Source organism: Paenibacillus sp. FSL R7-0333 (genome assembly GCF_038000365.1).
Lineage (GTDB): Bacteria > Bacillota > Bacilli > Paenibacillales > Paenibacillaceae > Paenibacillus_AQ > Paenibacillus_AQ silagei.
On record NZ_JBBOBZ010000001.1, the window covers coordinates 2075226 to 2097490 of the forward strand.

Below are 22265 nucleotides of genomic sequence, written 5' to 3' on the forward strand. Positions count from 1 at the left end.
ACTGTATTCATTCGATCAATGAATATTCTCGTGTAATAAACCTGCTCTTGGAGCATTTATAGTTCTGTTAACGTTCCATTCACACTACTCTGATAATCTCTAGAAGTGTTAGGGAGATTGACCCTAACCTTAAATATAGAAGATGATGCGGAGGGTAATAATGTTGATATTTATGAAAAAAAGGCTGATCGCTGCTCTAGCTATATTGGCTGTGATGGGATTAAGTGCGAGCCTTATATTTCCCGGGAAACATGCCAGTGCGGAGACAGGGCAAGCCGCTTCACCGGATTCCCGGATTGAATCTCCTGCCAAGCTTGAGGATACGGCGAGTCTGACAGCCTTCGTGGATGGAATGATGGAAGAGTATATGAACCGGCTGCAAATTCCCGGCGCGGTGGTCTCTATCGTCAAGGACGGCAAGATTATTCTGGGCAAGGGGTATGGCAGCTCGAATCTGGAGCAAGCGGCTCCGGTTGACCCTGCAACCAGCATGTTCCGAATCGCTTCAACGACCAAGCTGTTCACCTGGACAGCAGTGATGCAGCTGGTGGAACAGGGCAAGATTGATCTGGACACGGACATTAATACCTACCTGAAATCCGTGAAGATTCCTGCTACTTATCCTGAACCCATCACCATGCGTCATTTGATGACCCATACCGCAGGATTTGAAGAGGGCGGAGTCGGTTATCAGATCGTCACTGATCCTGCCGGATTGCCCGGTTCCATCTCGGAGACACTCAATAAACATATGCTGGCACGGATCAGACCGCCAGGTGAGATGAGTGCCTATTCTAATTATGGAGCAACGCTTGCAGGTATGATCGTGGAGGATGTCAGCGGTATTCCTTATAATGATTATATTCAGAAGTATATCTTCGATCCGCTGGACATGAAGCATTCAACGGTTGTGGAGCCTTTGCCGGAGTCATTCTTCCCTTACCAGGTGGTAGGGTATAATAGCGGGAACGGCAGCTTTATTCCTGGCACACCTACCTTCGAGGGCGGATTTCGTCCTGCCGGCTCGGGTACTGTATCTGCAATAGACATGGCACATTTCATGATCGCGCATCTGCAGAACGGGAAATATGGCAACGGGCAGATTCTGAAGCCTGAGACGGCTGCATTCATGCATTCAACGGCATTCCAGCTCGATAAGCGCCTGCCGGGAGTAGCTCTCGGATTCGCAGAGAAGCGGGTGAACGGGGTGAGATTAATCTCTCATGGCGGCTCCGATCCCATGTTTAATACGGAATTGTATCTCGCACCAGCCAAGCAACTGGGGATTTTCTTATCCTACAATGGCGGTCAAGGCAGCGAAGCTGCGACCCATCTGGTCCAGGCCTTGTTCAACAAGTACTATCCCGCTCCTGAAGTGAAGCAGCCGGAGTTCTCCGCTTCCGCGGAATCCGTACAGAAATATGCCGGCTCTTATCAATTTACACGCCGCAACATAAGTGATATTGACAAGTTCTTTAACTTTTTTGCCCAGCTGAATGTTACGATTGTGGATAACAAGATATCCTTGGGAAGCGGTAGTGAACAACAGCTGTACAGAGCAGTCGCTCCTAACCTGTTCCAGCTGGAGGAAGGGACCGACCAGATCGGCTTCCTGACGGATGAGTCCGGCGCAGTGACACATATGCTCCTGGACATGGCTCCGGAGATGCCGCTGGAGCGTACGCCGCTTTTGGATCAAAGTAAGTTTTGGCTTATCCTGCTTGGTGTCTTGGGATTCATTTTCCTCACGGCATTGCCCGGACCTATCTTCTTCAGACGCAGGTTCAAGGCGATGACGCTCCCGGAAAAGCGGGCCATCCGATTATCTGCGGGAACTGCCGTTTGGGCGCTGTTGTCTTTTATTACTCTGTTTATGATTATTATGTCCATGGACATTATGCAGAAGCTCAGCAGTATCAGCCTTTTACTGTCTGTCAGCTTGGTTATGCCAATCATTATGGCGGGCTTGACCTTAGCAATGCTGGTCTCAGCTATACTGGTATGGAAAAATAAATATTGGACCGCCCTCAGGCGGGTGCATTACACATTAGTGATGCTTTCAGCTGCCCAACTGACTTTCTTCTTCTACTATTGGAATCTGCTCGGCTGGCAGTTTGGATAACGCTTAAGAGAGAAGGATGATCGTGGCTACTATACTGATCGCGGATGATGATGACAATATCCGGAAGCTGATGTCTCTATATCTGCGCAAAGAAGGGTTCGGCCTCGAAGAAGCCGGGGATGGTACCAAGGCGATGTCCATCATTGAGAACTCGCATGTCGATCTTGTGATTCTGGATATTATGATGCCGGGACTGAACGGCTGGGAGCTGTGCCGGAAATCCGGCGTACGGATGCCAACCTGCCCCTTCTTATGGTGACGGCCAAAGCGGAATCGGCCCACAAAGTGAAAGGATTTCAGCTCGGAACGGACGATTATCTGACCAAGCCCTTTGATCCGGTTGAGCTGGTCATGCGGGTAAAAGCACTGCTCAAACGCTCACTGGTTGTCACTTCCCAGTCCGTACAGCTTGGCAATGTGGTGCTTAACCGCCGGACTTTTCAGGTTACACGCGGTGGAATGCCGGTCACGTTACCTTTGAAGGAATTTGATCTTCTGTTTTTGCTGGTCAGCCACCCCAGGCAGATCTTCACCAGAGAACAGCTGATTCAGCAAATCTGGGGTTTGAATTATGAAGGGGACGGCAGGACTGTGGATGTGCATGTCAGCCGGCTGAGAGAGAAGTTCAGCGGCAATGGCGAGGGTTTTCATATCGAAACTGCCCGCGGTCTGGGCTACCGCCTGATTCCTGAGTCATGATCAAGACACTGTATGTTCGGGTCATACTCACATTTCTCGGCATCATTGTCTTTAGTCTGATCTGTTCCTTTTTCATCGGCTTGTATGTATTTCAGAAGCAAATAAGCTATGAGGGACAGAACGAGATGATTACAGTGGGCAGGGAGATCATTCACCGCTATGATGACGCCAGGCCTGAAGATACGGACGAGTTCCTGAATAGTATGGTTAAGGTATCAGCGCATCTTATCCATCTGTACGACCAGTCGGGGGAACATACTTTTTACGGGCTCGCGGATAGTCCGGCTGTTACCATCACTCCCGGGGCTGTCCGGCAAGTGTTGCAGGGGAAGGTCTATCGTTCTTCCACGGAAGATAATGATACGTTCATTGGAATGCCCTTTATGCTCAAGGGGGAGTGGCGTGCGATGTTCCTGCAGTACTCAGCCGAGAACGAACATATCGTCAACCGTCTGGTACTATTTGTACTGTTACTCGTGCTGTTGCTGGGAAGTGTAAGCATTCTTATTGCTGCCAGATACCTGGTGGAGCCGATTAAGGCTTTGACGAATGCTACCAAAAGACTGGCCAAGGGTGACTTTGAGGTAGATCTTAAGATGAACCGTGTAGACGAGATCGGAGAGCTGACACAGAGCTATGTGGAGATGGCGGGGGAATTGAAGCAGCTGGAGCAGATGAGGCAGGATTTCGTCTCTAATGTCTCCCACGAAATCCAGACACCGCTTACCTCCATTTCGGGTTTTGCCAAGGCGCTGCAGAACAATGATTTGATTGCGGAAGAGGAGCGTAAGGACTATCTGGATATCATCATTGCGGAGAGTGGACGTCTGTCACGGCTGAGTGATAATCTGCTGAAGCTGGCTTCCCTGGATTCCGAGCATCACCCCTTCTCGGCAGTCTCCTTCCGGCTTGATGAGCAGATTAGAACCATCGTGGTGACCTGTGAGCCGCAATGGGCAGCCCGAAGCATCGTTATCGATCTGGAGCTGCCGGAAGCGGTCTATATCATTGGCGATGAAGATCAGCTGAAGCAGGTGTGGATGAATCTGCTGGGCAACAGCATCAAGTTCACGCCTGAAGGCGGGAAGATCAGCATCCGTATAGACCACAGTGCAGCAGAAGTTGCGGTCACGATCAGCGATAATGGCATCGGGATCTCCCCGGAAGAGTGGGGTGCGGTATTCCAAAGATTCTATACCATAGACAAGTCGCGGAATGGAAGTAATAACGGGAACGGTCTGGGACTGGCCATTGTCTCAAAAATCGTCTCCCTGCATCAGGGCAGTATTGAGCTGGACGGTGCGGTAAAAGAGGGAACAACGATTATCGTCAGGTTGCCCGCACGCCAGCCATAATGAAATCCTTGAATTGCCGGTCCGCTGCCCGGTCTTCCTCCGTAACGGAACCGCCCCGCTGATGAGACAGAATTACGGATTTTTGTAAATACATGAAATACAGGTGGGTGGACTTCTGCAGAAGATCCAGCCACTTTTTTTGATACTCTGGAGCCACCGCTGCTGTCTCAAGGTTGATGTACCGGGAATACCAGACCTCCATAGCTCTCTTGAAATCAGGCAGCTCCGCCGGATTCTTGGACAGGGTGCTGTAGTAGACTCCAAAAATGGCATCATAATAGATCAGTGCCTCGTGATGATCTTTTAATGCCAGATATTGATCCAGAATCTTCTCCAGGGAGGGAACAGGCCGGGCAAAATCGAAATCAAACAGCAGCCTGCCAAACATCCGCTCCAGATTATCCACATAGAGCTTAGCGGCTAAATCTTCCTTGTCCTTATAATGAAGGTACAACGTTCGGCGGGAGACACCGGCTTGTCCGGCGATCTGTGCCATATCCGTACGTTCGATCCCTTGAGTACAGAATAGGCCCAGTGCGGCCTCCTTAATGAGCTCTTTGGTCATTTGCATTTGCTTTTCACGTAAATTCAATGATCTTCTCTCCTATCTTCCTGCGAAAATACCGCTGCTGCAGGAGCTACTCCTGAGCAGGTGCTGTTGTCCCCAAGAACTCGCTGCCTACCGAATAGCGCTTCTGCTGATTGACCGCATCCCCCAGCCACTTCACAAGCTTCACACCATCCTGCTCCGCCTGATAGAAGGTCTCCCGGGTGGAAAAAGTGTGCGGGGTTGTCCCGTTCTCAGCGTTCAGCCCGTAATCCGTCAGATAGTAATAATAATTAGGAACCGTTGCCGCTAGAGCAGCTACTGATTGCCGCATTTCCTCTGACCACTCTTTAATAAGTTTCTGGTCCCGTGGTCCGTTGTAATCGTTAATCTTGTTCTGAAAGTGGATCAGAATCTCATCATATACCGAGTAGGCTTGTAAAAGCACCGTACCTGCAGGCAGCAGCCGGCCATTCGCGCGAAAAGCAGCCCCGATGATATCTGCCTCCGGCGCATACCCGAAGGTTGCAGTGAAATCCGAGTCCCATTCCTGCTTCATCACCTGCGGCCACTTGTCTGACTTCAGGAAGGAGCTGTCTGCATATTGGAAAATCTCAGAATCCCGGTAATGTGAAGCAATCTCGGGCGCCCAGAAGGCGGACCCGAATCCCCCGGCGCTCTCGCCTGCAATCAGCAGCTTATCTGGCTTAGCCACGTTCGCATAGATCCAGTCAAGGCTGCTGCGCACATTAGTACGCCCGTTATACCGCATGGTGAAGGTGCTCCCGTCCTCTCGCGGATACGTAACGGTGCGGTTACCAATGTGGAAGTCACCTGTGGAATAAGGGAGGTAGACCACATTCCAGCCGTGAAACGGATTATCCGGGTTGTCCGTATCCATCATCCCGCCCAGCAAAGTCAGCATATAGAACGGAATGTCAGCGAAATAGTTGCCTGTATCCCCGCCTTTAATAAAGTTCATAATTTTAATAGGATGTGCAGCGCTCCGGGCATCCCAGCTGACCCCGCCGCCGGAAAAGAAGATGATCCAGTTGTTGCTCTCACCGGTCTTAGTCCATATGAAATACTCTGATCCATCACTGGAAAGGGTATTCCCGCCCAGCTTGATCTTATTCCACTCGTAGGGCTTCGCTTCTGCGATTACGGGGGTAGTGGTCACCGGCCGCTGGATTACGAAGGCGTAGACCGCAACAATGGCTATGACAACAACGCTCAACAATCCAATACCCGTAAATATCGTGATTTTCTTCATTCTGCTCATCTCATCGCCCCTTTACTAGAAGTATACGTCTAGTTAACTCATTGCACAAGGTGTATACTTAAATCTGATGAGACAAGCTGAAAATAAGCTTTTGGCGGACTGTTAAATCTATGATTATCAATATAAAAGCTTTAATTTAGATATTCCAAATATAGTATTTTATGATAGTATTATCTACAGTTCTGTCGGCCGATAGATCAATACTCCAAGAGGGATTTGAAAAAGTGAAAAAAATGAAATTGAAATCGCTGTCAATTCTGTTTAGTTCGATAATCTCCGCTTCTCTATTTGCAGGCAGCGTATACGCCGCTTCTGGAGCCCGTATTCATGACGTAACCTCCCAAGTACAACAGGGAAGCTATCTGTGCTGGGCGGCTGTATCCAGCATGGCTGGACAATATCTGGGGAAATCCAGCGCCACCCAGCAAAATATAGTGAAGGCTGCAAAGGGCATATACATGGACACGGCCGGGACGGTCTACGATGCCCAGGCAGGACTTGCCGCCTATGGCGTAAGCTCATCTGCATCACTAAGTGTGCCGTCGTACAATAGTTTAGTCAGCAATATAGATAATTACTCCAATGTTCTTGCGTTCACGAGCAAGGCTGGCTCGAGTATTGGCCATGCCTTTGTAGTTAAAGGGTATTACTACAACACCACTAACAATATTCAGAACTTATATTATATTGATCCGGCAGATGGTTCGAGCAACGTTCAAGGCTATTCTACGTTCAAGAGCAATTCCACTTATAAGTGGGTTAATACAGTAAACAATATTAATTGAAATTAATGATCTAATACAAACAACAATTGGAGGGCTTTTTTTGAAAATTCGTGCGTTGCTATTAACCGCTGTCCTGGCTCTATCACTGGTTGGAAATGCGGCATATGCCGATGCTGGTCTTGAGAAGGCTGGGGCAGAGATCAAAGGGGCCATTGAGCAGGAATATAAAGAGTATTATGCGGATAGCCTTGAAGCCCAGAAGGATAACTTTCATGGTACGGGCAAAACAAGCTTTCATGAGGCCACTCTGGGGGAAGGAATCCCCTATTACCAGTTGAATGTCCATGACAACTTCATTTCACATGAAATGGCAGGTTATAAATTTCCTCTTTATCTGGAAGAGGCCCAGGTTGGAGTGATCGAAGCTACACTGGAGTCAGGGGCATGGACCATCTATAACATCAGTAATCATAATGATTTTGACAACACCGTGAAGCGGCTGGAAGCAGAGTATGCCGGAAAGGGCACTGTAGAGCTTATTGACGACAAACGCTACGAGCTGGATTATCTCTATATAAACAATGAGGTTAACGAGACCTATATTGATTTAACGAATGAGCAGAATATCAGTCCTTCAGAGGTTAGGGATGCGGTTAGCGAATCGGCAGATGCCTTGAATTCTATGAACCGCAATTCCAATGAAGGGGCAATCCTGGTGGGTGGTGGCCATCATGCCGCTTCTTCTGACGGAGGGCATAACTCTTTAATTACAGCTATCGTCCTGTTCGGACTATCTCTTGTCTTTGCTGTCCCGCTTGTAATCTCCGCTGTCCAGAGAAGAAGAGCCTCAGACGTATTGCAATGAGATTGGGACGAAACGAATGAACCGGCTCATAGGATTATTCCTAATGCTTAGCCTGGCACTGCTGGCCATAATGGGATGCAGCAACAAGGGGGGCGCCGCCGAAGGTGAGACTGACGAGCAAATCGCCGCCAGATATGTTGAGACTCTTGGTTACAGGATCGTTGACCCTGCAGGAGAAGTTGCCCAATACACATTGGATCAGACCATGCTTGAGAATCTGGATTACATGCAGCTCTGGTCGGTGCAGAAGCAAGAACCTGATGCCTATTTCGGCAAAAAAATCATAACTTACCGATTCCTCGTAGAGAATCATCCCCTGGAACAGCAATATCCCCCGGACGAATACAGGATTGCCGTAAATGTCATGCTTGCAGATCATGAGGTCATAGGCGGAACCTCGGGTCCGCTAAGCATAATCAAGAATCTCATCGTGGCCGGCGGAGAGTACTCCATCGAAGGGAAGACGCTGAAGGAGATCAAAGGGCTGGATTATTCGCAGTGGCTGGAGCATTGGAAGGAGAGCTATGGGACTGAAGTGAAGTGAAGATAGTAAAAGGGGCTGTCCCAAAAGCCATGAAATGGCTGCTTGGGATAGCTCTTTATTTTGTAGTAGGATCAACGTGAGCACTTGGGTGGACGCTGCGCGAACGGACCGTTGTTCCAATCGCTGTGGTCTCCAGATTTTTTTCATTCCCCTTAGCGGTGAAAATCCGGAGACCAAGGCGACCGCTGCCGCTTTTACACAATCGTTCCGTCCTCTCCGCTGTTTAAGTGGGAAAAGTTTCTTCAAAAAAAGAAACCTCTCTTTTGTTAAAATGGAGTTACCACACAACCATTTCAAAGGAGAGGTTTCTTTGTACATTCAATATACCATGGACCAACTTTGCTTGCCAATGGATCTGGAAGAAGATATCCCGAAAAATCACCTCGTTCGCGTCGTGAATGCCGCCGTCAATCGGCTGGACAACGCCATTTTTGACGCGGCCTATCCCGGCGGCGGCCGTGACAGCTACCATCCTAAAATGCTCACCAAAGTCATCATCTACGCTTACACTCAGCGAATCTATTCGTCTCGCCAAATCGCCAAAGCGGTCCGGGAGAACATTCCCTTCATGTGGCTGGCCGGACGGCAGCGACCCGACTTCCGCACGCTGAATCGCTTCCGTTCCCAGCGGATGAGAAATGTCCTCGAAACGGTATTTACCGCCGTGCTTCAGTTTCTGGCTAACGAAAAATACGTGTCTCTGGAGCATTATTTTGTGGACGGAACTAAGATCGAGGCGAATGCCAATCGCTACACCTTTGTCTGGAGCAAAGCGGTCAGCAAACACAAAGCGAAACTGCAAGATAAGGTGCAGGCCCTATTCGCTGACATTGAAGCAGCGGAAGAGCAGGAAGAACAAGAGAACCAGGGCAAAGATCTGGCTGAACTCAGCACGGGTTCGGAAATGGACAGTGAGAAACTCGAACAAGCCGTGCAAAAGCTTGAAGCTCAGCTTGCCGAAAAACCGAAAGACAAGCCCCTAAACAAGACGGTTCGGACGTTGCGTAAGGATTTGCTCCCTCGACTGCAGAAGTACGAACAATATCAAAAGCTGCTTGGGGACCGGAACAGTTTCAGCAAGACCGACCCAGAGGCAACGTTTATGCGGATGAAAGAAGATCACATGCAAAATGGCCAACTGAAGCCAGGTTATAATCTACAGATTGGGACCGAAAACCAGTTTATTGTGGCCTACAGTCTCCATCAAAGACCGGGTGACCCCCGCTGTTTAGAACCACATCTGGCAAAAACAAAGCAATTCCTCGGAAAACTTCCAAAGACGGTCATTGCAGATGCCGGCTATGGAAGTGAAGAAAACTACGCCTATCTGGAAAAGAGCGGGATACAGGCCGTCGTGAAATACAGCACCTACCACAAAGAAAAGAGCAAAGCCTGGAAAGCCGACGTCGGAAAAATCGAGAACTGGACCTACGACGGATCCGAGGATCGCTGGACGTGTTTAGCTGGACACCCGCTGTATTTCCAACGAGAGAGCAAGGAAACCACAGAGAGTGGATACGAAATTAAGAAGCGTCATTACCAAAGTCAAAGCTGCGGAGGTTGTCCGCTAAAAGAAAACTGCACGAAGGGAAGCGGAAACCGGGAAATCGCAGTCAGTTTGGAGCGGCTTAGATACCAGAAACAGGCGAAAGAAATCCTCCGAAGCGAGGAAGGCTATCTATTGGCCGTACGTCGAATGACGGAGCCGGAAAGTGTATTTGGACAATTAAAGAATAACCGGGGCTTCCGGCGCTTTCTGCTTCGCGGCATGGAAAAAGTGACGCTAGAGGTCGGTTGGCTTTCGCTTGCTCACAACCTGCTGAAGCAAGCAGCGAATGACCAGAAACGCAAGGGAGCGATCCTCCAATAACGGAGAATCGCTCCCTTTCTTACAAATTCATCTTTTAAGAAGGCATGGGATTTTTCCCCACCAGTAGAGTATCTACTTTTGGGACAGCCCCTTTTAAGTTAATGTATTAACGAGTTCCACCTCAGCAATCTCTTGAATTGTATAGAAATCATTTGATTAAAAAGTTTTACTCAAGGCCGGAGTGAATTTAATATGGCGGTTTTTATGACTTCCTTGTTTAAATTACGATATAATTATCCCTAAGATTACCAGTGGAATGATAAGAACCTGGAGGGATTGTATGACACTATCCAAATGCCTCAAGCTTCCAATGATATTGTTATTTGTCTTGATCTTATGTACAGCCTGCCAAAGTCATAAGGAGCCAGGAACGAGCGGCTATATTTCGTTAAATGAATTAGAGAGCTTAGTGGACAAGGGAGCCGCACTGAATTGGAGCGATTTTGACAAGTATCCGTATGAGGATATCGGTTCAGGAGTGTATATCAGAAAGTACGAGATCGAAGGGGAAGGACAGTTGTTAGTTAGGGGGAAAAGTCTGGAAAATCCGCCTGAGCAAATTTCTATTGTGGATCAAAAGGGTGAGGAGCAGGATGTGCTGCTATGTGTTAATCCGATATGACTCATGCGGAGTTGAACCTGGCTGGAGCATTTTTATGACTTAGGTTCAATTGGCGTTCTCAATCGCACTTATCTATTCCTTAGTATCATAACCATTTGCCCATTTTTCTGTACGGGAGATTCACTGGGATTATGACATTGCTGCAGCGGGCTCCACTTGGTATGTGGCTGTCAGACTGTCGCAACCGAGCAGCAACAGCGTTGGATCATACGTACTGCCAGACGAAGAGAAGCACCGGATGAAGAGAACAAGGGTCCTTCCCCCAATTTATATCCGTTATCATTCCTGATCAAATTCTTCGCCAATACATTTCACGGAAACTAAAATGTACACGAAGCCACATGCAACAGTTAAAAACCTGCCTACAGGTGTAGAAGAATAATAAAATCCGATAAATCAACGGCAGTCTGGGACTTTTTAGTTCAAGACTGTTGTTGGTTTTTATCTTGCCATCAGGAGGGGTTGGAGAAAATATGAAGAAGAAAAACTGGATTTTAGTAATTTTATTAGTTTCTCTATTCGGAAATGCTGCATTATTTATGGATCGTATACGAGTCAACAGAAATGAAGATTTAAAATATGAAATATTGAATGCTTATATTCAACGAGATCTAGTTCAACTTGAAGAAACTATACAGTATCAACAAGATAATCAATGGAAAAATGAAACGCTTGTTACACAGAAACTAGATAATGCCATCGATTCAATTATCTTACACAGTGGTATGGAAAGAGATAAGGATAAAGAAGATATTCTTATGAAATTGTACGATTACATGAATGAGTACAAGGTTGGTGATGGTACTTTTGATGTTAGCCTAAACGATAAGCAACGTGCTGATTACATCCATTTAGCTCAAAAGCTGCGTTCTAACGGGTGGAATTATGGTGTAGGGTATGATACAAGCTGGGATTCTTTTGCATCAAAAGTAAATAAGTTCGTAGGAGAGTTAAATCTCTATTAAGATATTCCCTCAATCGCTTGAACAGCCAGCCTCAAAGCCTTAATTCTCCGCTCCAAAAGCGTTCTTTGTGGACTGCCCGCCTTTGACTTGGCATAACTGTTCTCCACGGAAGGGGTTAAACCAGTGAGAACCTTGCCGGCCTCTGCTAAATCTTCATGTGTATATGAATGAGGCTTTTGATTCCAGACATTTTCCAGAACTGCTAAGCCGATGGATACAGCATGGAGCCGTTTGGTTACCAGGGTAGTATTGGCGCCACTTTGAGTCATTTGGGACAAAGCGCTCTCAAGTTTTTTGACTGTGGATTGCATAGAGGTTATGGATTCCAATTGATCTGCATTAGATACATTTTCCATGTACACTATCCTTTCGTTGCTTCTGAATTTATAATTCATGCGAGTTTTTATTTCATAAGCTCATCGGGATAACTCAGACTATTAACCGACTCGCCGTCGCCTACAGGGTGACCGTGGATCATTTGATCGACATCTATTTTTTGTTGTGTGTTTTTCCCATTAACCTGCTTGAACGAACATTCCCGAAAGATGGACTTGCGAAGGACGTAACGTCACAGTCTACTATAGACATCATAAGAGGTCTTATTAGAGAAAAGCAAAGGAGGGTATTCGTTGGAGCTTACAATAGGGAAATTCGCCAGCGCTGTCAATACAACGATTAGGACACTTAGACATTATGAGCAACTTGAGCTGCTTGTTCCGGGTAAGCGAAATGAATTCAATCAGAAAATATATACCAGGGATGAATTGAAGAGATTCTACAATATCCAGCTGCTCAAAAGCTTGAACCTGCCTTTAGACGAAATTAAACAAAGGCTTGAAGAGCCGGAGTATTCTTTTAGCGACATGTTAGAGGTTCAAGAAGCAATGCTTCTCGATAAGAGAGATAGAATAAACGAGTCTCTCGATATGATAACCAGAATCAAGAATCTAATCCATGAGGCCGGTGACTTAACTACTGAAGATCTTATGTTACTTATGAATGCTATCCGGTTAGAAGAAGATCAAAGAGTGATATTAAATCAATATTTCTCTGCAAACACGGTAGATACTATAATACCAAAAGGTAAAGCTCAACAATCCGAATTAGATAGGTTGAATAGGAGACTGTTATCTTTCTTCCGAGCAGCAATCCAAAATGAACTAACCCCCGAAAGTCACGAAGTACAGAGAGAATTAAAAGGACTGTTAGAAAGGGTACCTGTATCTATAGATAAGCTGTCAAATTCAAATCAGTACCTGGAACAAAAGCTGGACATCTATAAAAGCTTATTGTCTGTTGATGTGGTGGAGTTTGCAGGACAAGCGATCCAAGTGTTTTATAAAAAGGGTAATGAATAAAGGGGGGACTTTAGGTATGAGTTCGTTAAGTTCGAGACAGCATTATAAGCTATTGCTGCAAATCTTGCTGGGATTAACACCATTTTTAATATTGGGTCTGATCCTTATTGGGATTTTTAGGTGGGGAGAGATCATGCCCTTTATGGTTTCGCTGTTTGTCCCGGATGAGTTCTCTTATCTTTCAGTCACCTTACTGGGCTTGATCGTCGGTACGACTATAGTATTAATTAGCATAGGTCTCATCATAAAAACAAACACAGAGCTTCCTCAATCAGGAGGCGCAGAAATGATAAATACAATCATAAGGACTCCAAGCGGTATTGCCGTTAGTTCACTGGGGGGAAGCTTTTTTGAAGAGTTTTTCTTCAGGGGTGTATTAATAGGGTTGTTTATTGGTTATAGCCCGATCATCGACGGGGTCGTAATTCTTATAAGCTCCTTTCTATTCTGGATCATACATGTACCGCAATATAAAGGTGTTTATGTAGCCTACGCGATCGTATTTATTAATGGGCTGGTCTGTGCTTTATTGTTTTATTATACGGGTTCCTTGATTCCTGCCATCCTTGTGCATGCGATTTACAATCTTGGAATAGGGATTTATTTTATAAAAAGAAGCTATTAGGTTTACCATTCATTCTCCTCTTCAAATTCCCTTTGATTACAATAAAAGGATGTTTAGTAGGGTTAGAGATTAAATAATCCATTACATAAAAGAAACACATTTATAATTTAGAGGGCAGGTGAATTAATGCGGAACTTCATATGCTCATTGCCGGAAGGAGGGTATGATTTTGAAAGAACGCTTTTTGATCCTATTCTCGAAAGGTGCCGTGCAGATTAATGAACAGGGATGAGTTATTTTCGCATGTCCAAAAATTTTCTGAAGACCAGTACTCCAATGAACACCGCTTGAATGCAAGAATACAGTTGTATCAGTATTGTGAACATAAGAGGGATTGGCATGAATGGGTATTTGAGCATTTGGGACTTACCGAGGGTTTGAAGATTGCAGAAATCGGTTGTGGGACCGGTGTGTTGTGGGAAAAAAATATGAGTAAATTACCATCCAAATCGGAGATTGTCTTGACTGATGCTTCAAGAGGAATGGTAGAGACGGCAAAAGGGAGTATCAGTGATCCCCTAAATCGGTTTCACTATGAAGTCGTTGATGCTGAGAAGATGCCTTGGCCGGATCATTCATTTGAGGTTTTGATTGCGAACCACCTGCTGTACCATTTTCAGGACCACAGGAAGATTTTCTCTGAAATCAACCGCGTATTGGTTCCTAATGGAACGGCGTACGCCTCAACTGTAAGCGCGAACAATTATAGAGAACTATTGCAGCTCATATTAGAGTTTGACGGCAGACTGTCTTTCTTTAACGAAGCTGTTAAGAACTTCAACCTGGAGAATGGCCAGGATATCCTTGGCAAATATTTTAAGGTAACAGCCCAATACGTATTGCAAAATGATATTGTCATACAATCGGCTGCGCCGCTCATTTTATATGTGGCCTCCTATTTTAGCGAAGACCAATTACATATCCTGACCGACAGGTTCAATGAACTCTGCGATTATTTACAAGGGACTCTTGAACGTTCGGGAGCAATGCGTATCACCAATCGAAATGTTTTATTTCAATATCAAAGAGTTTCAACAGGATAGTCAGGATCAGGAGTGTTTTTAAGCTCAGCTTCTGTTCCTACAAAAAAGCTCTGCACCGTAGGCCCCTCGATTGTACCGGAACTACTAACCGACTCGCCGTCACCTAAAGTGTGACCGTGGATCATTTGATCCACATCTAATTTTTGCTGCTTATTTTGTTCATCATAGTAATAAAATTCTTCGAAAGATATCCCATATTCAACATCTGGAGTGGATGTTTCTAATACTCCAGATTCAGGAATGGTAAAAATGTTTCTCCCATTATCCTGTTCGATAGCGTTAAATCCCTCTTGATTATAAATAATCTGTACCCAACCCACATAATTTTTTGGAATAAGATATGTATTTAGATTGCTTTTATTCGAGCTGCAGGATGCAAGTATCAAAATTAACGGTATTAGTAGCGAAAGTGTCTTTTTCAATTTTTTTACCTCCGGAATTTAACATTAATATATAAGATTCATAGGGAGAACCCGAAAATTATAAGTGAAGGAAAAAAATCAATTTAACAGATGTTCTTAATTGGTTGACGAGTAACCTCGTCAAAGGAGAATACAATGAAAACGAGGATGCCACAACGCTACCTTGTACCTAATACAGCATCAGATTTAAAAGGATGGATAAGCTTGTGAAACCCTATCAACTCAAAATATAACGGACCAGAGATCTTATCCCCGCGAAAACGCCACTTTTTGCAGCTTAACGGACTCAGGCGACCTTAGTGTCTCTCTATGAGACGTTTCGGAGCCGGAGTGCTAAGGATAAGGCCTTTGAAGTCCGTTACTCGCCCAAATGACGAATTCCTTCCCGAATAAGAGCGCCTCAGTCCGTTACGCCAAGCCAAGCGCCTCTCCGCATATCCGGAGGGGCGCTTGTCGTTTATAGATTAATAATAACCTTTACTCCTCAACCACCTTAGAAGAACTAGGCGTGTTCTTATTCTTATACACCCACATCGCGTACTCCAGCGGGCGGACCAGGGCTTTGCGGTAGGTGCTGCTGTCACCGGAGCGGGCGAAGACCTCGCGGGCGGGCTTAGGGTTGACTTCCAGCACGTAGATCTTGCCCTCGCGGTCAATGGCGAGATCCAGGGCCAGCTCGCAGAGGGCGCCGAAGCTGTCTTCGAGATAGGCGGCAGCCTCGATCCCCAGCTTCTCGGCAGCGCGCATGGCCTTGTCAGCCCGCTCTTCGCTGCCGAGCCACTGCTTCAGCAGCGTCTCTGCCTTCATCGCATGCCCGCCGCCATGCAGGTTCGAGGTGACGCTGCGGGCGGCACCGACCCGGCCGGCCATGCCGGTGAACTCCCAGTCGCCCTGGCCGTTCTTCTGCACCAGCATCCGGTAATCGTGAAACCGGCCGCTGGGCAGCCGCAGCGGGATGCCCTGCTGGACGAGGAATTTACCGCTGATGCACCACTGGCGGACGATGGTCTCCAGCCGATTCAGCGATACCATGCGTGGGGCGATGATCTGGCGGCTCTGGCGGCGTCCCTGGATATCGAAGAGGGACTTGCCTTCACGCTGGCGTTCGATCCGCAGGATGCCGCGCCCCCCGGTGCCGTTAATCGGCTTGACGTAGACGACGGGGCTTACTTTCAGCATCCGGTGCAGATCGGCAGAGGACTGGTAGAGCAGCGTCTCCGGCATATGGGGCCGGAAGCGGCTCCGCTGGGAGAAGGTCTGATGCACCGTCCATTTATTGCGCAGCGGGCGGTTCAGGAAGGTCAGATGGTCGTACCGCGCACGGAAGCGCAGCAGCTGCTGGAAGCGCTGGCTGCGCTGAATCCGGCAGCGGTCATAGATCATATTCGGGAAGGAACGCCATTTCCGCGACCATACTCCGCTTTTGACATCATAGACCATGGCATTGATCAGATCCTTGCTGACATGTACATCTGCCGGGGTGAACACAAAGACATCCAATCCAATCCGGCTGCCTTCAATAATCATCCTCCGGTACACACTCTTCTCTTCGAGCTGCTTGGCGTCGTTCAGATACAGGGTGAGGATGCCTAGGACGGGCTCTGGCACAGGAGTTCACCTCCTTGCGGGAGAATGGCGGGATCAACTGCGCTCCCCGGGGAACGCAAGAGCAGGGTGGGCTTGCCTGTAGGGCCGGTGACCAGATCAACAGCGGAAAGGCCGATGTTGAAGCACATCTTGAGGCTGGCTGCATTGTCGCAGGCGACATGGCATTCCAGCTGCCCGAGGCGCTCCAGCTGTGCAGCAAGCAGGGCTGTGCCCGTATGCCTGTTCCGGTACAGGGGATGGACGGCGACTACACAGGCCTCCTTGCCGAAGCCGGACACGAAGCTGACGCCTGCGAGCTGGCGGCCGTTCTGACCCCGCACCGTGGCAACGAGCAGGGAGACCCCCGGCAGGGCGAGCTGATCCGGTGTCAGCCGGGCCAGCCTCCTGCATCCGCGAAGTGTAATCCGCTGCTCCCCATACTCCCTCAGGAACTCAAGCAATCCGTTTCGCCTGGATTCCCACTGTACGGGATTGCTGTCGTAGAGTGAGGATATCTGCATGGTGTCACTTCCTTTGACGGGTAATGGATTATTTGGATTGGCGGGATAGATGATTGCCGTATTGGAAAATGCGTTCGAGTGACAGCTTGCGGATTGCCGGCTCGTCGAACTTCATCGGGCGGGAATTGGCTTCAAAAAACCATACTCCGCCTTCTTCATCGACCCCGAGGTCCATCGACATCTCGCCCAGCATGCTGGATGAAGCCCGCTCAATCTGCCGGGCCACCAGCAGCGCCGTGGTAGAGACATTCTTCAGGATAACCTCTGCCTGCTCGGGCCCGAAGGTTCCCTCCAGCATGCTGGAGGGGTCTTCAATGCTGCCGCCGCGCGGAACATGGGTGGTGATGCTGCGGGCCCCGGCCAACCGGGCGCCGATACCGGTTACCGCCCAGGCACCCCGGCCGTTCTTCTGCAGCAGCACCCGCAGATCGAAGGGGCGGCCGCGGTGTCCGGCAAGCACGATGGCTTGCTGGACAATATAGCGGGCGGACCCTTTTTCACGGCCGATTCGGGCCCATAGCCTTTCGACAGACGCTGCTTTGTAGGTGGTGTTTTTTTTGCCGCTCTGAATCTGCAGCCGGTAGGGAAGGAGAGTGTCCGGCCGGTATCCCAGCCGCATGATGCCTTTGCCCGCCTTGCCCTTCTCCGGCTTGAGATAGAGGCTCTCGTGATTCTTAAGCATCGCGGTAAGGGTCGCCGCGCTGCGCAGGCGGCGGGTTTTGGGCACATGCCTCGAGGTGGCCTTGGATTCCTTGAGCCACTCGAAGAGATTCCATTTATTGAAGAAGCTCGGATTGTACAGCGAGATCTCGGGATGCTCCAGGCACTCGGCAATTTTGCGCGCGACCGGTGCCTTCTCCTCTTCCTCGCGGTTGGGAATCCGGTTATAGATGACCTGCGGCAGCGGAACAGGAATGGCATACCAGAGCTTTCCGCTGGCGGAGGGCACGTAGCCGGTCACGGTCTGTTCATTCAGCTTCAGGTCACGGACCGTGATGACATAGACCATATAGCCCATTTCTCTGCCGGTACGGATAATGTCGCGAAAGTTATTGCGGTTACCGCGGAACTGCTTAAGCCGGTCACTGGTGGTCAGAATGGCGATTACGGGCTTGCTGGGATCGGGTATCCGGCTGTTCACAAGTCATCCCTCCTGCGGAATTTGCTGAGATACAGACAATGCTCCAGGATGTGCTCAATGGAAGCTTTGCCCTCAGCGCGCAGGGAGGGGTGGCGGAAGATAGAGCGTCCCGGTTTGGCATTGGCCTCGAACATCCAGATATCCTCATCCTGGTCAATGCCGAGGTCGAACCCGATCTCGCCGAGCAGATGGCGGTGCTGGATCTCCAGAGATTCTGCTAGCTTGACGGCAGTGGTCTTGGCGCGCTGGAGGACTTCATCTGATCTGGCCCCGAATACACGGCCGAGGGCCTGCTGCGGGGTCAATAGCGCTCCGCCGTTCTTCAGATGGGTGGTAACACTGCCCCGTCCGGCTTTTTTGGCCCCGATTCCGACGACGACCCATTGATTGCTGCCGTTCTTGTGCATGTGGAAGCGGAAATCAATCGGGCAGTTGTCAATCTCAATAAGGCGGATACCCTGCTGGACCACATAGTTCTGCATGCTCTGACCATGGCGTCCCCGCAGCATACGCATCAGGCTGTCGAAGCTGGTGAAGCGCAGCAGCACATTCTTGCCGCTTCGGCGGTACCGGGCGAAATATCCTTTCTTCGGCAGGTAGGTCAGGCGGTAGATGCCGTGTCCCAGGCTGCCGGCCGAGGGTTTATAATAGACGAAGTGGTGACGGTCGAGCATATCCCGCATTTGTTCAGAGCTGGGGTTACTGTGCGTTTCAGGCACGAAGCGGTTCGCTGCCCCGTCATTCTCCAGCAGCCGGTAGACATCCGATTTGTTGAAAAAGCTCCAGTTAAAGTACGGAATCTTCTTGCGTCCGAAGCGCTCGCGCAGCTGGTTGATGTAAGGGGAGGTCTCAGCTCTGCGGCTGGGCAGGCGGTTATAGACGACATCCGGCAGGGGCACCAGCTTGCGCTCGAAGCGGCCGCTTGCCGTCAGAAAATATCCGTTGACCTGTTCCTGCTGCCAGTCGATATCCCGCGGCATGAAGGCGAAGATGTAGCATTTGTTGCTGCCTTCGCGCAGCAGCTGCTTGATGAAGCCGGTGCGGGAGCCGAAGGGCTGCGCAGCAGAAGCGGGTCCGTCTGAGAGCACACCGACCAGCGGCCCGAGCTGCACCTCGTCATTCTGCAGATTGCGCAGGTAGATGCCGCCGGACTTCGGGACCTTGATGGCGCTTTTGACGCCCGAGGCCAGGAAGAGGTGCTTGCCGGCACGCTTGATCGGCTTGATCGTGGCCGGGATGGCATCTTTTCCGAGGCGCAGGCGGATATTTTTCTTGCCGGATAATTTCAGGCTTCTCATCAGTTCACCCGAGACATATACTACTCGATCAGGCTGCTTGGTGAAATGGACATTGCAAAAAGTGAGACCCATTTATGAATCCTCCTTTGGAACCATAGATATCATTCTCCCGTGTGAACGGAGCTGCCCGGGAGGCAGCTTGTGATGGCTGCTTGAGCTAAGCAGCAGATGGCGCGCATAGCGCAGCGGGTTCTCGGCGGCGAGTCTAGCAGCCCGGCGGTCGCCCGTCAGCCGGAACACCGTGCGCCCTGGCTTGGAATTGGCTTCCAGCAGATAGATTCTTCCTCCGGCATCGATACCAAAATCCAGGCCCAGCTCTCCGAGTCTGCCGCAGGATTCTTCCAGCAGCGGAGGCAGGAGCGCAGACGCCAGGGTCAGCTCCTCCAGCAGGTCTCTTCCTGCCGCGCCGTATTCGTCCAGCAGGAAGGGGAGAGCAGGAACGGCCGTGCCTCCGCCGTGCAGATTGGAGGTCAGTGATCCCCGGGTGCCGAGCCGGACGGCCATGCCGGTCAGGGTCCAGGCACCAGTGCCGTTCTTCTGCATCAGCACACGTACATCGAACGGCTGTCCTCCGCTGCCGGTGAGATGCAGGTAAGGTTGTATGATATAGCGGTGCTGGCCGATGAAGCGGCCGATCCAGTCCAGACCTTCGTCCAGCGAACCGAAAACATATTGAAAAGGTTTGTTATCCCGGTCTCTGCCCCGCACCTTCACTCCGCCGCCTTCGCTTCTGCCGAGCAGTACAGCGTGCAGGGTGCGCTTGCCGTGGGAGCCGGTCCGGGGCTTCAGAAAGACGCCGTATTCCCTTCCGGCGAGCATATTGCCAAGCGCTTCGCGGCTGCTGTATAACTCAGTTTCCGGCAGCAGGGGGGCGGCAGCGGGGCTGCGCCGCAGAATCTCGTAGACTCCCCATTTATCAGGAAGCCCGCGTGACCAGGGCAGACAGCGGGTCAATACAGACAGGGCAGCGGAAGCTGCCCTTTTCTCCTCCGGTGTCCGGTAGAAGCAGCGGTTATAAAGAATGTCGGGCGGCGGAGCCTGCGCAGGCTCCCATTGTCCGTTCTGCCATTGATATCCGCGGACATAGGAGCCGTCCGCAGCCACATCCTCCGGATGAAAAACAAGGACCTTCAGCTCATACAGCGGGGCCGCACGGCAGAGATGACTGCAGAACTCCGGCTCTGCGATGGGAGGAATCCCGTGGCGACGGCCTGTCATAATGCCAAGGAACCCCATTGCTGTTGTGGTCATGATGTCCTCCTTATAATCCGGCCAGATAACGGCAGTATAGAATCATTTGTTTGACTGAGGGTCTGATTTTCTGATCATTCAGGGGTGTGTTGTCGTTCTTGGACGGCTTGGAGTTGACCTCCAGCAGCCAGATCCGGCCGGATTGGTCAAGTGCAAGGTCGATGCCGAGCTCCCCGAAATGGGCGGGAATGTAGGTCTCAACCCCTCTTGCAATGGCCAGCGCCGCTCGGGGCAGCTGAATCTGGGTGCTCTCTTTGACACCGGCCGGAAGACTGCTTTTGCCGACGGCTTCCTTGACCGTACTGAGCGTGCCGCCGCGGGCAAGATTGGAGACGAAATGATTGCTTCCGGCGGTCCGGGCCACGATGGAGGTGACGCCCCATTTGCCGGTGCCGTTCTTCTGTACCAGTGCCCGGAAATCGACCGGCCGCCGTCCAAGCTCCATCAGGGAGAGACCCTGCTGGATCTGGAAGCGGGTGGTTTTCATCTTGGGGGCAATGGACTGAAATAGCTTCGCCAGGCTGGAATAGCTCTGCTTGCGAGTGCCCATAGGAGTGGTGGACAGCAGCCGGTAGCCGCCGCCTTCCTCCTTGGAAATGCGCAGAATGCCCTTGCCCAGGCTGCCGCGTACCGGCTTCAGGAACACGCTGGAGTAGCTGCTGCACATTTTTTTGAGTATGGCGAAGCCGTTCAGGGCATGCGATTCGGGCAAGTACCGCTGCAGGGCGGGGTCCAGAGCCAGCGCCTCGAATACCTCTGTCTTGTCTAGGAACTTTTCGTTGAAGAAGTGAGTTCCGTAGCGGGATTTTACATCTGCCAAAAAATGCTGTACGCTAGGTTTATTCTCTACCTTTCGCGTGGTCAGCCGATTGTTGATCACATCGGCAACAGGAAGACTCAGCTTCCGCCAGCCCTCATCGTAGACCCAGCCCTGGATGGTAGTGGTGCGTGATTCCAGCGCTTCCGGGGTGAAGAAATAGACATAGGCGCCTTGTGCATGGCAGGCATGAGTCAGCTCCCGGCAGAACATGGTGATCTGGCCGAAGACCCGCTCCGGCTGTTCGGGATGGTCCCGGCTCACCAGGACGCCAATCATCGGCCCCAGACGCAGAATGCGGCTGCCGGTGCTGTAGGAAGCGTTAAGCGTCAAGCGCTGTCTTAAGCCAAGCCGCCGGCCGAGTGCCTCACTTACACGCAGGCTGTCGGATTTGGGGACAGGAATTACGGTAACCTCCTGCCGGAAAGAGCCGAAGTTCAGCTGAATGGTTCCGTGCGCCGGTATTTTGAGCCTCTTCATGGATTTGTCGCCTAGCATTACAGCATTTTCCTGCAGGATGCCCGAGTGGACCGTTTGAACCGGGATCTTTAGCTTAGACATCGTGAATCTCCTTCCGGTAGGCAAGCATGGTGCCGGCAATATGAA

Annotated in this window: 21 protein-coding genes and 1 pseudogene; 12 read left to right on the forward strand and 10 right to left on the reverse strand. The window is 50.0% G+C overall.

What is annotated here, in order from left to right; translation table 11 throughout:
- Positions 1 to 160 precede the first annotated feature (160 nt).
- The 3 genes and pseudogenes from MKY86_RS08485 (at position 161) to MKY86_RS08495 (ending at position 4176) form a co-directional block, all read left to right on the forward strand.
- Positions 161 to 2122 carry a serine hydrolase domain-containing protein gene (locus MKY86_RS08485; protein ID WP_340826701.1) on the forward strand — a complete coding sequence of 654 codons (1962 nt, stop codon included), beginning with the start codon at positions 161 to 163 and terminating at the stop codon, positions 2120 to 2122.
- A 22-nt stretch (positions 2123 to 2144) separates the two neighbouring features.
- Positions 2145 to 2821, forward strand: a pseudogene (locus tag MKY86_RS08490) (response regulator transcription factor).
- Entirely contained in the window at positions 2818 to 4176 is a 1359-nt protein-coding gene (locus tag MKY86_RS08495) for a HAMP domain-containing sensor histidine kinase (protein WP_076079015.1), read from the forward strand. The pseudogene MKY86_RS08490 and the gene MKY86_RS08495 overlap by 4 nt, the downstream one beginning before the upstream one ends.
- On the opposite strand, the gene MKY86_RS08500 is transcribed toward MKY86_RS08495, so the two are convergent.
- Together MKY86_RS08500 and MKY86_RS08505 are read right to left on the reverse strand one after the other, a co-directional pair.
- Entirely contained in the window at positions 4151 to 4768 is a 618-nt protein-coding gene (locus MKY86_RS08500) for a TetR/AcrR family transcriptional regulator (protein WP_076079014.1), read from the reverse strand. The two genes, MKY86_RS08495 and MKY86_RS08500, sit on opposite strands and share 26 nt — an antisense overlap.
- A 46-nt stretch (positions 4769 to 4814) precedes the next feature.
- Entirely contained in the window at positions 4815 to 6005 is a 1191-nt protein-coding gene (locus MKY86_RS08505) for a pectin acetylesterase-family hydrolase (protein WP_076079013.1), read from the reverse strand.
- 233 nt (positions 6006 to 6238) lie between these two features.
- Between MKY86_RS08505 and MKY86_RS08510 the strand changes: the two genes are divergently transcribed.
- The 6 genes from MKY86_RS08510 (at position 6239) to MKY86_RS08535 (ending at position 11596) form a co-directional block, all read left to right on the forward strand.
- The gene (locus MKY86_RS08510; protein ID WP_245368169.1) at positions 6239 to 6790 is read left to right on the forward strand and encodes a papain-like cysteine protease family protein; all 552 of its coding nucleotides are present in this window, start codon (positions 6239 to 6241) and stop codon (positions 6788 to 6790) included.
- Between the two features lie 40 nt (positions 6791 to 6830).
- Positions 6831 to 7595, forward strand: coding sequence for a hypothetical protein (locus MKY86_RS08515; protein WP_076079011.1), 765 nt, complete (start codon positions 6831 to 6833; stop codon positions 7593 to 7595).
- Positions 7596 to 7638: 43 nt separating this feature from the next.
- Positions 7639 to 8139 carry a hypothetical protein gene (locus tag MKY86_RS08520; protein ID WP_076079010.1) on the forward strand — a complete coding sequence of 167 codons (501 nt, stop codon included), beginning with the start codon at positions 7639 to 7641 and terminating at the stop codon, positions 8137 to 8139.
- Positions 8140 to 8449: 310 nt separating this feature from the next.
- Positions 8450 to 10009 (forward strand): IS1182 family transposase, encoded by a 1560-nt coding sequence (locus MKY86_RS08525; protein WP_340827783.1) that lies wholly within the window; start codon positions 8450 to 8452, stop codon positions 10007 to 10009.
- 280 nt (positions 10010 to 10289) lie between these two features.
- The gene (locus tag MKY86_RS08530; RefSeq protein WP_076082981.1) at positions 10290 to 10631 is read left to right on the forward strand and encodes a hypothetical protein; all 342 of its coding nucleotides are present in this window, start codon (positions 10290 to 10292) and stop codon (positions 10629 to 10631) included.
- A 473-nt stretch (positions 10632 to 11104) separates the two neighbouring features.
- Positions 11105 to 11596: a hypothetical protein gene (locus tag MKY86_RS08535; protein ID WP_076082978.1), complete on the forward strand. Its 492-nt coding sequence runs from the start codon at positions 11105 to 11107 to the stop codon at positions 11594 to 11596.
- Here MKY86_RS08535 and MKY86_RS08540 read toward each other — a convergent pair.
- Entirely contained in the window at positions 11593 to 11952 is a 360-nt protein-coding gene (locus MKY86_RS08540) for a hypothetical protein (protein ID WP_076082975.1), read from the reverse strand. The genes MKY86_RS08535 and MKY86_RS08540 overlap by 4 nt on opposite strands.
- Before the next feature lie 273 nt (positions 11953 to 12225).
- On the opposite strand from MKY86_RS08540, the gene MKY86_RS08545 reads away from it, so the two are divergent.
- From MKY86_RS08545 to MKY86_RS08555, 3 genes are all read left to right on the forward strand, one after another.
- Entirely contained in the window at positions 12226 to 12954 is a 729-nt protein-coding gene (locus MKY86_RS08545) for a MerR family transcriptional regulator (RefSeq protein ID WP_076082972.1), read from the forward strand.
- A gap of 16 nt (positions 12955 to 12970) precedes the next feature.
- Positions 12971 to 13579: a CPBP family intramembrane glutamic endopeptidase gene (locus MKY86_RS08550; RefSeq protein ID WP_076082969.1), complete on the forward strand. Its 609-nt coding sequence runs from the start codon at positions 12971 to 12973 to the stop codon at positions 13577 to 13579.
- Between the two features lie 218 nt (positions 13580 to 13797).
- Positions 13798 to 14622: a class I SAM-dependent methyltransferase gene (locus tag MKY86_RS08555; protein WP_076082966.1), complete on the forward strand. Its 825-nt coding sequence runs from the start codon at positions 13798 to 13800 to the stop codon at positions 14620 to 14622.
- Here the strand turns inward: MKY86_RS08555 and MKY86_RS08560 are convergent.
- The 7 genes from MKY86_RS08560 to MKY86_RS08590 form a co-directional block, all read right to left on the reverse strand.
- The gene (locus MKY86_RS08560; protein ID WP_076082963.1) at positions 14601 to 15044 is read right to left on the reverse strand and encodes a DUF6843 domain-containing protein; all 444 of its coding nucleotides are present in this window, start codon (positions 15042 to 15044) and stop codon (positions 14601 to 14603) included. The genes MKY86_RS08555 and MKY86_RS08560 overlap by 22 nt on opposite strands.
- Before the next feature lie 477 nt (positions 15045 to 15521).
- The gene (locus MKY86_RS08565) at positions 15522 to 16652 is read right to left on the reverse strand and encodes a YheC/YheD family endospore coat-associated protein (RefSeq protein ID WP_076082960.1); all 1131 of its coding nucleotides are present in this window, start codon (positions 16650 to 16652) and stop codon (positions 15522 to 15524) included.
- Positions 16634 to 17152 carry an N-acetyltransferase gene (locus MKY86_RS08570; protein ID WP_076082957.1) on the reverse strand — a complete coding sequence of 173 codons (519 nt, stop codon included), beginning with the start codon at positions 17150 to 17152 and terminating at the stop codon, positions 16634 to 16636. Before MKY86_RS08570 ends, MKY86_RS08565 begins: the two co-directional genes overlap by 19 nt.
- 28 nt (positions 17153 to 17180) lie before the next feature.
- The gene (locus tag MKY86_RS08575; RefSeq protein WP_076082954.1) at positions 17181 to 18293 is read right to left on the reverse strand and encodes a YheC/YheD family endospore coat-associated protein; all 1113 of its coding nucleotides are present in this window, start codon (positions 18291 to 18293) and stop codon (positions 17181 to 17183) included.
- Positions 18290 to 19663, reverse strand: coding sequence for a YheC/YheD family endospore coat-associated protein (locus MKY86_RS08580; protein WP_036721599.1), 1374 nt, complete (start codon positions 19661 to 19663; stop codon positions 18290 to 18292). Before MKY86_RS08580 ends, MKY86_RS08575 begins: the two co-directional genes overlap by 4 nt.
- Positions 19664 to 20842 (reverse strand): YheC/YheD family endospore coat-associated protein, encoded by a 1179-nt coding sequence (locus MKY86_RS08585; RefSeq protein ID WP_076082951.1) that lies wholly within the window; start codon positions 20840 to 20842, stop codon positions 19664 to 19666.
- Positions 20843 to 20852: 10 nt separating this feature from the next.
- Positions 20853 to 22220, reverse strand: a complete 1368-nt coding sequence (locus MKY86_RS08590; protein WP_076082948.1) for a YheC/YheD family endospore coat-associated protein — start codon at positions 22218 to 22220, stop codon at positions 20853 to 20855.
- Positions 22221 to 22265: the final 45 nt, after the last annotated feature.

Coding starts and splice junctions, on each gene's coding strand:
- MKY86_RS08590 (WP_076082948.1), bottom strand. CDS start 22,220: ATGTCTAAGCTAAAGATCCCGGTTCAAACGGTCCACTCGGGCATCCTG.
- MKY86_RS08485 (WP_340826701.1), top strand. CDS start 161: ATGTTGATATTTATGAAAAAAAGGCTGATCGCTGCTCTAGCTATATTG.
- MKY86_RS08555 (WP_076082966.1), top strand. CDS start 13,798: ATGAACAGGGATGAGTTATTTTCGCATGTCCAAAAATTTTCTGAAGAC.
- MKY86_RS08580 (WP_036721599.1), bottom strand. CDS start 19,663: ATGGGTCTCACTTTTTGCAATGTCCATTTCACCAAGCAGCCTGATCGA.
- MKY86_RS08520 (WP_076079010.1), top strand. CDS start 7,639: ATGCTTAGCCTGGCACTGCTGGCCATAATGGGATGCAGCAACAAGGGG.
- MKY86_RS08530 (WP_076082981.1), top strand. CDS start 10,290: ATGACACTATCCAAATGCCTCAAGCTTCCAATGATATTGTTATTTGTC.
- MKY86_RS08550 (WP_076082969.1), top strand. CDS start 12,971: ATGAGTTCGTTAAGTTCGAGACAGCATTATAAGCTATTGCTGCAAATC.
- MKY86_RS08495 (WP_076079015.1), top strand. CDS start 2,818: ATGATCAAGACACTGTATGTTCGGGTCATACTCACATTTCTCGGCATC.
- MKY86_RS08510 (WP_245368169.1), top strand. CDS start 6,239: ATGAAATTGAAATCGCTGTCAATTCTGTTTAGTTCGATAATCTCCGCT.
- MKY86_RS08540 (WP_076082975.1), bottom strand. CDS start 11,952: ATGGAAAATGTATCTAATGCAGATCAATTGGAATCCATAACCTCTATG.
- MKY86_RS08535 (WP_076082978.1), top strand. CDS start 11,105: ATGAAGAAGAAAAACTGGATTTTAGTAATTTTATTAGTTTCTCTATTC.
- MKY86_RS08570 (WP_076082957.1), bottom strand. CDS start 17,152: ATGCAGATATCCTCACTCTACGACAGCAATCCCGTACAGTGGGAATCC.
- MKY86_RS08585 (WP_076082951.1), bottom strand. CDS start 20,842: ATGACCACAACAGCAATGGGGTTCCTTGGCATTATGACAGGCCGTCGC.
- MKY86_RS08505 (WP_076079013.1), bottom strand. CDS start 6,005: ATGAGCAGAATGAAGAAAATCACGATATTTACGGGTATTGGATTGTTG.